Source organism: Canibacter oris (assembly GCF_014197205.1).
GTDB classification, from domain to species: Bacteria; Actinomycetota; Actinomycetes; order Actinomycetales; family Microbacteriaceae; genus Canibacter; species Canibacter oris.
Window position 1 is genome coordinate 110,778 of the sequence record NZ_JACIFD010000006.1, and the last position, 11,852, is coordinate 122,629.

Below are 11,852 nucleotides of genomic sequence, written 5' to 3' on the forward strand. Positions count from 1 at the left end.
GGATCAATCTATACCTGTGCCCAAAGACACTCGCCTAAAGACACTCTAACTTCAAGCCTACCAACTTTCAGCGCCTTGCTTCCTGTGAAACAAGGCGCTGAAAAACGGTAGTTGGCTTAGAATTTATGCGCTATGCTTCCTCGGTGAGCGAAATTACGCCGTAGTTCCAGCCTTTGCGGCGGTAAACCACGCTCGGCTGGTTGTTGGCTTCGTCGATGAAGAGGAAGAAATCGTGCCCGACCAGCTCCATCCTGTCAACTGCGGCATCGGCAGACATAACCTCGGCAGGGAAACTCTTGTGCCGAATCACAACCGGGGTGTAGTCAGATTCTGCCTCCGGGTTTACGGCGGCATCGGCGGCGTCGCTCGCCGTGGCACCGGTGAGCAACTCGACATCTGCCGGGGTGACATCAAGGGTGTCGAAGCCGTGGGCTGCAACGGTGCCCAGGCTGGGCTTGCCGCGCTTATGATCAGCGCGCCGCTTATCTTTGTGTCGGCGAATCCGCTCCAGTAGTCGGCCGTAAGCGATATCGAAGGCGCTGAATTTATCTGTGGCGGTTGCCTCCGCCCGAATTACCGGGCCCACCCCGGTCACGGTCAGCTCTACATGGTCGCCGTACACTGGGCTCTTATCGCTGGTGCGAGAAACTCGCGCTTCAAAGAGCAGTGCCTTCGGTAAGAGAGTGGAGATTTTCTCGATTTTTGCCGCAACATAATTTTCGAATCGATCGGTGATAGTCACGCTGCGACCGTGGATCTTAACTTCCATGTTAGCCTCCTCTGTATGCAACAAGGCGGGCAGCGGGTTCGCGTGCCCCGCCTTAATAACAGGCTACTCCTAAGTGCCGCAAACACCAAGAGAAAAGCCACAAAATTTTACTGAGAAAGCGGTGTTAAACAGCTCGGTTTTGCCGGGGGTGGATTATCCCGCCGTAACGCAACACACAGTGTCACCGCGGCAGCCACCGTAAACCCTGCCTGGTGCAGTGTCTGCTGCGCCGCCAGGAGGGAAGCTCCGGTGGTGCACACATCGTCAACTAGGATAATCTGTTTACCGCGCAGGCGCGGCGTATCTCTGCCGCGTAGCGTGAGCAGGGCCGCGTTCGCGCGGCGCGCTGCAGCGCTAAGCCCTACCTGGCCTTGCCTACCGGCAGTGGCGCGCAGCGCTGGCACGAGACGGGCGGGATTAAGCCCGGCGCGTTGTAGCAGCAGGGTGAGGTGATCATAGCCGCGCTGCCGCACCCGGCTGGTGCGGGAAGGCAACGGAACCACCACGAACTCTGCTTTGCGCGGAGCCTGGCGGGTAAGCTCCTGCAGCGCAGTCACGAGGGTGCGACGCAGCGGCGGGGCTAGCAGTGCAGCGTGCTGCGGGGTGTCACCGTGTTTAAAATGCACCAACAGCTTTTGCGGTGCTCCGCTGTAAACAGCTGCGCTGTAGACTCTGAGCGGTGGCCCGGCGGGGGTTGGAAGCAGGGTGCGCAGCGGGGCGGCGGGCAGCGCGTGCAGTCGGCGTTTGCAGCCAGCGCACAGGCTTAAACCGTGACGCCCGCAGCAGCAGCACTGCGCCGGCAACACGAAGCTACGGCACTGCGACAATAGCTGCAGGGCTACGGCTAGGTATGACATCTTGAGGGTGCTCATGTCTTAAAGTATCGGATCCCGGTCGTGCGCGATGGCAGCGGGTCCGCAAAGCGGTGCAAAACACGGTTTTCCACAGCGCGGCGGCTCTTAATTGGGGGCGGCGGAGCGCAATGAGGTGGCGGCGCCGCAGAATCCTAGTTGTTTTTGATAAGCAGGTTGACGTCGCTGAAAATTTGTTCCCACCGCGAATTGCCCTGTGGCCGATAAACTTTGCCGTCGCCGCCTAACACCCGTAGGCTGTTTGTACGCCACGTGCCAGAGATTGCGGTGCCGCCGGGCACGATGCCGCGATCCACCCCAAATAATCCGACACCGCCGACGGTAACCTTACTGCTGCCACCAGCGCTGCTGCTGAGGATCGCGATGCGAGAGCTGTCGAGCCAGGCCAAATCAATAGGTGCCCCGGCGCTGTGTGCCACCAATTGAAAACTGCTGCCGAGACCGAGCGGCAGCCCCAGCGCGTCACGGCGCACTTCGGTAACCATGACCTGGGTGCCAACACTGGTTGTGAGCATCACGGCCAGCTTCGAACCATCAGGCGAGAGTCGGATGCCGTGCACGGTTGCGGGCGCAAAACTCGGCATTGCAAACTCGAAAGTTTTATTGCTCGCATTGGACACTTGTAATAGTGCTTGATCAGCAGCGGTGGCTGACCACACGAATCCCCAGCGGTCAATGGTTGGCGGTCGCAGTTGTGGACGAGTGTCAATAAGGTGGGTGCCGCCGGAGTTTACCAGATGCACCCCGTCACGGTTCAATACTGCCGCGGCTGCGGCGCTGTTTTGAATAGAGATTTCCAGTGGATCAAGCTGCACCAACTGTGCGCTCAAAGGGTGCACGGTTTTAATGCCAGAATTATTGTAAGACAGCACCTCTTGCCCGGACAGCATAAAATGCGCGGCGTGCTCGCTCGCCAGCTCCGGCCGGGAAACTCCCCCGGTTAGCAGGGTTCCGGTGGGGGTTACCAGCTTGTAAGTGTTGATGGCGTCAAAGGCGCTGAGTGTCCCGGCTAGCTGCAGCCGAATTAAATCTAATTGCCCCTCGGAGTAAGGTTCCGCGCTGTCATTGATTTCAATAATTGCTTCGCCGCCCTTTACCGTGACATTGCTGGTAAGCTCGGTTCTTTCATTAAAAGCTGAGTGCAGAGACTCGCGGTAGGGCTGCTGGGGGCCGCCAAAAAGTTGTTTAATAGCGGTTGAAAGCTGTGTTGTGTCGCGGGCAAACCAGCGCTGCTCCTCGACGGTTTCACCGGTTGCCGTGAGAAAGGTCAGCGGATGCGGCTCCCAAATTGCGGTGAAGGTGGTGCGATCAAGCACGATGCCGCTTGGGGCAGAGCTGATGCGCCACTGGTCGTCAACCTGAACGAACTCGAAAAGCAGTTCTTTCGGGTCGTTACGCGGATTTTCGAGCCGCAAAAACCCCTGCTCGTTAACGGTCGCGGTCGGCACCACCGTGATTTTGCCGCGCGCCATAGTGCCGCCAGCTGCGGCGTCTGCCGCGCTACTGGAAAGCTCCGTGTAGCTGCGCTGGTTTCATCTATTAGCACAGTCGCTCGGGGATCCCAATGCGCTGCATAAGCTGGAGCAAGGTATTCGCGTGCCACCGCAAAATTGTCTTCGGCGGAAGCTGCCGCCGCCAAAAAACCACGCGCAATTTCCTCGGGAGAAGCGTCCGGCAAAGGACTGGCGGGGTTAAACTGCAGCGATTTTTCGGCTTGCTCTAGATTCGAGAGTCCCACCATAACCTCGCTGCTGCGCGGCACAGCTTGACATCCTGCCAGTACCAAAACACTCAGTATGACAGCCAGGAAACGAGAAATCTGTCGCGACATTACCGCCCCTTTCGCAGCAGCCAGCGGCGGGGCCGATCCACCCACCCCGTTGTTAAAGTATCACCCGCTTGCTCTTCGGGCTGCAGCGGCAACGGCGACAGGAAGCTGTCATCCTGCTCGCGGCGTGGCAACGTGAGACGGAAATTACTGCCTTGCTGGGGCTCGGACCACACTTCGATGCGGCCACCGTGCACTGCGGCATCTTCCTGCGCGATTGCGAGACCCAGACCGGTGCCGCCGAGTGTGCGTTTGCGGGCCGGGTCAGCGCGCCAAAACCTATCAAACACCCGCTGTGTCTGTTCTTTAGTCATGCCGATGCCGTGATCGCGCACGGTGACTGCGAGGGCTGTGGAGTTAGAGTCGATGGTGACCACGATTGGGCGGCCTTCTCCGTGCTCAATGGCGTTGCCGATGAGGTTTGACAGGATGCGGCGGATCCGGCGCGCGTCAACATCAAGCGAGGTGTAACCGCCGAGCGGCCGAACCTCAATGACACTGCGTGACAACGGCTGCAGCTGCGCCACAATGTTGTGGGTTAAGTCGACAATGTTGGTGGGTTCGGTTTCAAGTTGGATGCGGCCTGCGTCATAGCGGGAAATCTCTAGCAGGTCACCTAGCAGCCCTTCGAAACGGTCGATTTGATCGCTCAACACCTTCGCGGCGCGCTGCTGCGATTCGGGGTCAGAGCTTGCGGTGAGCACGTCGCTGGCGAGTTTAATCGTGGTTAATGGGGTGCGCAGCTCGTGCGACACGTCAGATACGAAGCGCTGTTGCATGGTGGAGAGATGATCGAGCTCGTCAATACGCGCTTTTAGGGTGTCGGCCATTTCGTTGAAGTTGTCTGCCAGCTCATCAAAGTGGGAATCGTTTTGGTGACTCATGCGTGCGGCGAGGTTACCGTCAGCGAGCTCCCGACTCACCCGCGCTGTGTGCCGCACTGGTTGCGCAATGCGGGCGGTCGCAAACCAGGCGGTGAAAGCGATGAAAATCAGCAGCACAAAACCGGTGGCGATGAGAATGCGAGAGATTAACTGCAGGGAGTTTTCTGTCTCGTCAAACGAGTAATAGATGAAGAGATTGTAGGTACCAACGCCGCTCGGGAAGTTGAGGCTAGTGCCGACAATCATACCCGGGGTGGTGGTGTCTGAAAAGTTAGGGTTGGTTATCTCACTGTACTGCCACACCTGCGGGTGTGAGCCGCTGTTGAGCTTGTCACTTAGCGCGGGGCTTACAGTTTCTTGCACCCCGGGACCTGTTACGAAATCTAGCGGTGCTTCGAGCGACTGCTGCTGTCCCGGTGCACGGCGTACGTAAATCAGCTGGCTGGAACTGGTATCTCTGATGGTGCCGCGCACAGCCAGCATCAAGTTAGAGAAGCTGCCGCGATCGCTGACCTCGGCGCGATCAATTTGCTGCTGTGCAGATACCGTGGTGCGGGCACTGTCGTTTAGAGCGGCCTGCACCCGGCTCTGTACAAGATTCTCGCCGACGGAGCTGATGATGACGCCGCCGGTGATGGTGGTCATCACCATGGTTGCCAACACAATCATGGTGATGGTGCGTAGACTGAGGGAATGCTGCCAACGGCGGCGAAAATTTCCGAGCAATGGGTCACTAAAGCGATACCAGCGCAGTTGCAGCTTGCGCATCCGCAAATAGAGCGGATTACGGCCGGTGCCAGAGGCTGCTGCTGTGTGATCCATAAGCAAAATTTATGGTTTAGTTAAACGGGTCGCCGGCACGGTAGCCGACACCGCGCACGGTAATCACGATTTGTGGATTGTCTGGATCAGCCTCCACCTTGGAGCGCAGTCGCTGCACGTGAACATTTACGAGTCGGGTGTCAGCCTTGTACTGGTAGCCCCAGACCTTTTCGAGCAAAGCTTCCCGGCTGAAAGCCTGCTGCGGGTTGCTTGCAAGCAGTGCCAGCAGGTTAAACTCCAGCGGGGTGAGGTTAATAATCTCATCGCCGCGGCGCACATCGTGCCGGTTGGTGTCGATCCGCAAATCTCCAATCTGCAGCACGTCACGCGACTGTACCAGCGGCTGCCGCAGCCGTGCCCGAACCCGCGCCTTCAGTTCCACCGGGTTGAAAGGCTTCACCACGTAGTCGTCGGCGCCCGCTTCGAGGCCCCGCACCACGTCTTCGGTGTCGGTGCGGGCGGTGAGCATGATAATCGGCACGCCGCTGCCGGCGCGCAGACGCTTACACACGTCAACCCCGTCTAGCCCCGGAAGCATGCCGTCAAGCAGCACTAAATCTGGATTGTGGGTGGCGAACAGTCGTAGCGCGGTTTCGCCGTCTGCCGCATGCACGGTGTTGTAGCCCTCAGACTCCAGCACCATACACAGCATCGCCGCGAGATCTGAGTCGTCATCGACAACTAGGATGTGGGCATTCATCGTGACTCCAATCTGTGTGCGCTGCTAGTCGGTGAAGAGCAACAGCTGGTCTTTTTGGGTGCTGCTCCCAACAACCGGGTAAGCGGCGGTGCCGTCGTTATTGAAAATTGTAATACCTGCGTGGATCGGGCCGCTAGCCGTGAGCTGCGCCAGGGCAGGTGCGGCGGTGATGGTGTGCTGTGATCCCGCAGCAACCGTAATCTTTTGCGGCCGTCCGTCGCGTGGTGTTAGCTGCACCTCTGCCGGTGTCGGCCCCGGATTTACGAGATGCAGGTGGCCGCCTTGCACCACCGCAATTGCGGCGCTGGTGAGCTCGGGAGCTGGCGCATACCATGCCATATCGGTTTTGCCGGAGGTGAGTGTGGTGCCACCGGCACCGCCGACAACCGGCACCTGACTGGTGACCTCAAGCGCGGCTCCGGCTGGCCAGTCTAAGAGCTCGACGTTTGCAACTTTCCCGGCTTCCAGCGTTACCGTGGTGATGTGCTTGCGGCCGTTATCACCGAGTGCGTGAATTTCTGCGGTTCCGGAGTTGTCAGGCGCAAACAGGAAGAGTTCGTTACGGCTGTTGCTGCTGGCATCAGAGCCACGCTGCGTCGCCGTGGTGCGCAGCCCCGGGAACAGCAGAGTGGTGCTAGGAGCCGCTTGTGCGGCTACCAGATCCACCCCGAAAGTGCGAATATCGTGCACCTCGCTGATACCGAGCTGTGCCGTCACTGCGCCGCCGTGGGACTGTACGTGCAGCGCTAGTTCGCCCACTTCCGGTGCGAGCCCGTTTACGGAGATTGTACGCACCTGGCCCGGAGGCACAACCGCGCCGGTGGTTTTGCCGCCCTGCACTTTACCGTTTGCAGCGTAAGCTGTGACCTGCACGGTCGCGGTTTTTGTGCCTGGGTTTGCGAGCGACAGCGTGACTGATGAGCCGAGCACAGTCTTACCAGCAACAATCCATTGCTCGGTGCTCGGTGCGGCGCAGTTAACCGCAACATAGCCGGCGGCGTTATCTGCTGCTAGAGTCTGGCTGCCGGCGGCTGCTAGCTGGACATCGGCGGAGGCGGTGAAAGCGGTTCCAGCACCCGCGGCATCACCAGCCTCGCGGCGCAGCTGTGCCGCTTCTCCCGCGTAGCTTTGTAACTGCAGCGCACCCTGTGGGATGGCGAGGCTAGGGTTGCTTAGGTCTGCACCTAAAAGCGGCAGAGCTCCGGTACAGGCAACCGTGTGATTGGAGCTACTGACAATGTCTACAGGTAGTGGATCGGCGGTCAGCAGCGGGTACTGCGGCTGGGCAATGGTTGCGACAAAAATTCCCGCTGCTGCCGTCGCTGTGACAACAAACCCCACCGAAGAGCGGGTTGCGACTCGCTTAAATTTTCGGTTACTGGTCATTTCGGGTCTCCTGCTGCTGCTCGTGGTATTCCCCGTGTTCCGACTCCTGAGCTGGCGATTCCAGTTGCGGCTCCTGCGCTGTTACCGCCTCAGAGTGCTGTTGGTGTTCCTGCTGTTTTTGGAGCAGCTTTGCGGTGCGTTTCTGTAGCCGTCTCCGCCTTGCGGCGCGTTGCTTTTTTTCGGTGCGCTTATGCAAGATATCGGCCGCAGTGGTGTCAATAACATGCATTTGTGCTGCATCCCGCCGCAGTCGCTTGCGCCGCGGAGGCTGCTCCGCCACAGCGCCGGTTGGTAGCGCCAACAGAATGACGCCGCCCAAAACAATTACCTGCGCCAGCCAAACCATGCTAGCAGTCAGTGGCAGTTCGGCGAGGTGCACAAATGGGTCCCGGCTTTCCGCGGCTTCACGTTCCTGTGAGAGCGCTTCTTGGGCTGCTTGAATCGCCTCTTGATCAACTGCGGAGGCACGCCATACATGTCCGGCCGCAGTAACACCCGCGGTTTCCAGCGCGCCCTGCTCCTCTAGTAGCCTCTGCAGTTCAGCTCGGGTCACATCATCGCCTGCGCTATCCAGTAGTACATAACTGATCCCGACCTGCGCCAGAGTTTCAGACACGGTTGTGCTACCCGGGCTGAAAAGCGCCTGCACAACTGCCGCTGTTTGTATATCCCGCGGAGTGCGATCTACGGTGAAGCTGGCGGTGCGCAGCTCATCAAGCGTGGTTCCGGATCCGGTAATAATTTGGGTGCGGATCGCGTCCGGCGCAAGCGCGGTAATCTTCAGAGTTTGGAGATTCTGGTTTTCATTACCCGCCGCTGCAATCAACGAAGGCACCTGCACACTGTGGTGTCGGGCCTCGCTGCGGCCGGTGGCAAGATTAAGCAGCAGTGGGGAAACCGCTAGCGCACAGCTTAGGAGGGTCGCCACAACAGCTGTGGTGTTGAGACGGTGCAGCTTGGAGGTGCCGCAGGCTGCGAGGGTAATCAGCGCAATCCAGTACAGCGCCAAGCCGGAACCGGCCCACAGATTGACGCTTTCGTTGCCGGCAACGGTGAGAGCAGTGTGCGAGCTGAAGAAGGCCGTGACCATGCCGCCTCCGCCGAGCAACGCCGCGTGAATTACTAGCTGTGGCCGAGCGGTGAAAGCCCCCAGCAGTGCGAGCAGGGCCAGTGGTAAGAAGAACAAACCAATCAACAGGGTAGGTGAAACTGTGAGTCCGAGGGTGTTAAACCAGGAACCCCAGCCGTCAAGGTCAAAGCTCGGGAAGCCCAGCAGCAGCTGGCGCAGGTTTGCCGGCTGGTATGCAGAGGTGATCCCCGGGTCGCGCAGCAGCGCCCAAAAGTCACGGTGCACGAAGGCGTGCGCTGCGACTGGGAAGAAGAGCGCTGCGGGGGCAATCGCGGTGCTGAGAATGCGGGTGAGCTGTCGTGGATGGGTGGCGCAGCCAACTACCAGCAAAAGCACACCAAACGGGATGAGCACCGGAGCTGCGGCTAGTGCCGTAGCAGCCAGCAGCGAGCAAGTGCCAGCCCACGCCCAGCTTTCGTGCGCACGGGTGGCTGCAAGCAGCAGCCACGGCAATACTACGGTTAGCACCACGGTTTGGATGCGAGCATAATCTATGGAGCCCAGCAGCACCGGGCTGAGTGACCAGGCAAAAGCGGTGAATGCTCGCGCTATCGGAGACACTGTGAATTGGGCACCCCACATCCAACCGCCCAGGGTCGCCAGCGGAATCGCGAGTGCGAGGAAGATAACCAGCGCCAAAGACGGGTCAAAGAAGGTTGCTGACCCCAGCACAGCCAGTACCCAGGTAAATGGATCAGCTGGCACGCCTTCTGCGATGCGCGTGTTTGCCCACAGTTGCTGGAAGCTGCTCAAGCGCGCGCTGCTGCCGCCGGTGAGTGCCTCCTGGCCGTAGAGCCACCAGGTCAGAGCGACACTGGCGAGCACGCTGATAAGCAGCGTGGTGAGCCCTCCAGTGGTGATAAAGTGCAGCTCTTTGCGAGCTCGGCCTTGCGCCGCGAGAATTGCTTCTTTGTCGATGAGTTTTGCGGTGCGCACAGCTTTAGCTTCAGTGCGCAGGGGGCGAATGGCGCCCCAGCCGGTAAGATTGCTACGTTTGACGCGGCGGCGCGAACGCAGTAACGCTCCGGGGCGACAGAATACCACCAGCGCAGCCCACAGTTCGCCGAGCATATTCCCGGGTTGCTCTCTAAGCAGTGCCCATCCCATGCGGAACAGGCCCAGCAGGGGTAGTAGCAGCCACATGAAGAAGGCAGCGATTGCTGGGGCATAGCTAATCCGTCGATGCAAATGTGAGATTCTTGCCTGGGTATGATTTTTACGCATCACACCGTGTTTGCGGGTTAGCGCCGGGCCAGCGATGCCTGTCATAGCAACCCGTACGCGGGCGCGCGGGGCAACCACGACTCGATGCCCGCTAAGTCTCGCCCTGACGCACAAATCAAGCGCATCATCGTACACCGGCAACGCCGGATCAAACCCCTCTAGCTCACGCCATGTGGTGCGCCGCACCAACATTCCGGTGGGACCGACGCCGAGCGCATCCTGCAGATGATCATACTGCTGCTGATCAAGCTCTTGGCGGCGCAGCAGCCAGCGGTCGCCAGATACGGTTAAGCCCTGGCCGAGCTCAACAATTCTTTCAGGCTGATCCCAGTCGATTAGTTTCGGGCCAGCAATCACTACTGACGGGGCGCGCAGCACGCTGCTGAGCAGAGCCCGCAGTGCTTTTGGTTCCGGTGCGGAATCTTCGGTGAGTAGCCATAGCCATTCATCGACGGCGACCGTTGGTGCAGCCGCAGCTGCGACAGTGCCGTGCAGTGCTAGAAATTCCGGATCAGCGGTGAACTCTGGTAGTTCTTGTGCGAGAGGCACGAGCTTTTCGGCAAAGCTCACGGCTCCGCCGAAACTGACTTTTGTGCCGGTGGCAATGACCTGGGTGGCGCCAAAGGCTTGAAACTTCGCGGCAACCTCTTCGTTTTTGCCGTTAACTACGCCGATAATTCGGTCAGCTTGCACGGTTTGAGCGGCCAATGCCTCTAGGGTGGCATCGAGCCAGTCTCCGCTGTGAGCGACAATTACTGCTGTTACTGTAGTGCGCATACTGCTTTACACAATACGCGCGAAGGGTGACAATTTTGCTCTGCCGCGCCGGATATCAGCCAGCTTGACGGCGCAGTTTGCGACGCTCGCGCTCTGACAGGCCGCCCCAGATGCCGAAGCGCTCGTCGTTTTCCAGTGCGTATTCGAGGCACTGGGCGCGTACCTCGCACTGTTCACAAATGCGTTTCGCTTCTCTGGTGGAGCCGCCTTTTTCGGGGAAAAATGCTTCCGGATCAGTCTCCGCGCAGAGAGCACGTGCTTGCCAAGAGAGAGCCGCGTCGTCGCGTGCTACTCCGGGCACACCGAGGAGCATCGGGTCAACAAACCAATCTCCCGGAACAGAGCTTCCTGTTTGACTGTGCATGTGTGCGCCTTCCAAAACCTACAGCGAAAGATTTTTATCAATCGCTAGACATAATTACACCGGTGTAATTAAGTTACGTCAAGTCAGAAGCCTGAAACTTTAAACCCAGACTTGAAGGTATTGCGGTTTTGCGGCGTGTCGCACGGCGGTTTGGGAGTTCAGGTGCAAGTGTTTTGCCGTTGCGGGGTGGGGTGGATCAGCGCGGCGCGATCCACCCCACATAAATAAGCGAGTTAAAGCAGCTCTTCGCCGCCGTTATTGCGCACCCGCTGCACTAGATTCTTCACATCTTGCGCATGTTCTTTATTAGTAACGAGCAGTACATCTGGGGTGTCAACGATAACCACATCATCCAAGCCGACGACTGTTACCAGGCGACCGGGCTGCGGCACGACTATGCCACTGGAGGCCTCGGAGAGCACCTGTGCGCGTTTGCCGCCGAGTACTGCGAGCTCGCCGACGCGGCCACGGGTCAAGAGATTCGCAACGCTGGCGAAGTCTCCCACGTCGTCCCAAGAAAAGTGGGCCGCAACGCACACCATTTTGCCAGCTGCGGCGGCTGGTTCGGCGACGCTGTAGTCGATGGCGATTGCTTTGAGATCTGGCCATAGGTTATCGCGTAGTTGGCTGCCGGCCGGAGTATGCCACTGCGCTGCGAGCTGACGCAGTGACGCTACAAGCTCGGGCTCCGTGAGCTCCATCTGCTGCAGCAAAACATCGGCGCGGGAGATGAACATCCCGGCGTTCCACAGTGCGTTGCCGGCTTGCAGATACTCTGCGGCACGTTCTTTGTGCGGCTTTTCAACAAACTCTTTCACGTCGTAAACGTCAAAGTGCGCCAGGTCTCCGCGGGCAGCTCCCGCTTTAATATAGCCAAAGCCTGTTGCCGGGTGGGTGGGGCGGATCCCGATGGTCACGATATTACCGGCCGCTGCGGCGGTGACCGCGGTTGCAACCGCGCGCTCGAACAGCACTTGCTCGCGGATGACGTGATCCGCGGCGAAGGAGCCGATGATGGCGTCCGGATCGCGCTGCAGGATCAGTGCTGCTGCGAGTCCGATTGCCGCGGAGGAGTCTTTGGGGCTGGGCTCGGCGAT

General features: G+C 59.3%; 9 protein-coding genes and 1 pseudogene. All 10 read right to left on the bottom strand.

Features of this window, described 5'->3' with window-relative positions; genetic code table 11:
• Window positions 1–130 precede the first annotated feature (130 nt).
• Window positions 131–769, bottom strand: coding sequence for a ribosome hibernation-promoting factor, HPF/YfiA family (gene hpf / locus F5897_RS03980; RefSeq protein ID WP_183304552.1), 639 nt, complete (start codon window positions 767–769; stop codon window positions 131–133).
• A gap of 107 nt (window positions 770–876) precedes the next feature.
• Window positions 877–1,641 carry a ComF family protein gene (locus F5897_RS03985; protein WP_124824814.1) on the bottom strand — a complete coding sequence of 255 codons (765 nt, stop codon included), beginning with the start codon at window positions 1,639–1,641 and terminating at the stop codon, window positions 877–879.
• Between the two features lie 134 nt (window positions 1,642–1,775).
• Window positions 1,776–3,113: an LpqB family beta-propeller domain-containing protein gene (locus F5897_RS03990; protein WP_183304553.1), complete on the bottom strand. Its 1,338-nt coding sequence runs from the start codon at window positions 3,111–3,113 to the stop codon at window positions 1,776–1,778.
• A gap of 53 nt (window positions 3,114–3,166) precedes the next feature.
• Window positions 3,167–3,472 (bottom strand): annotated as a pseudogene (locus F5897_RS08025) (LpqB family beta-propeller domain-containing protein); the annotation flags it as partial.
• Window positions 3,472–5,175, bottom strand: a complete 1,704-nt coding sequence (mtrB, locus tag F5897_RS03995) for an MtrAB system histidine kinase MtrB (RefSeq protein ID WP_183304554.1) — start codon at window positions 5,173–5,175, stop codon at window positions 3,472–3,474. The gene mtrB and the pseudogene F5897_RS08025, both read right to left, overlap by 1 nt.
• A 16-nt stretch (window positions 5,176–5,191) precedes the next feature.
• Complete coding sequence (mtrA, locus tag F5897_RS04000) at window positions 5,192–5,875, bottom strand: MtrAB system response regulator MtrA (protein WP_124824816.1); 684 nt, start codon at window positions 5,873–5,875, stop codon at window positions 5,192–5,194.
• Window positions 5,876–5,899: 24 nt separating this feature from the next.
• Window positions 5,900–7,261 carry a DUF5719 family protein gene (locus F5897_RS04005; protein ID WP_183304555.1) on the bottom strand — a complete coding sequence of 454 codons (1,362 nt, stop codon included), beginning with the start codon at window positions 7,259–7,261 and terminating at the stop codon, window positions 5,900–5,902.
• The gene (locus F5897_RS04010; protein WP_183304556.1) at window positions 7,251–10,391 is read right to left on the bottom strand and encodes a glycosyltransferase; all 3,141 of its coding nucleotides are present in this window, start codon (window positions 10,389–10,391) and stop codon (window positions 7,251–7,253) included. Before F5897_RS04010 ends, F5897_RS04005 begins: the two co-directional genes overlap by 11 nt.
• Before the next feature lie 55 nt (window positions 10,392–10,446).
• Window positions 10,447–10,755 (bottom strand): WhiB family transcriptional regulator, encoded by a 309-nt coding sequence (locus tag F5897_RS04015; protein ID WP_124824819.1) that lies wholly within the window; start codon window positions 10,753–10,755, stop codon window positions 10,447–10,449.
• Window positions 10,756–10,988: 233 nt separating this feature from the next.
• The coding region (locus F5897_RS04020) for a mannose-1-phosphate guanylyltransferase (protein ID WP_183304557.1) at window positions 10,989–11,852 on the bottom strand (864 nt) is incomplete at its 5' end.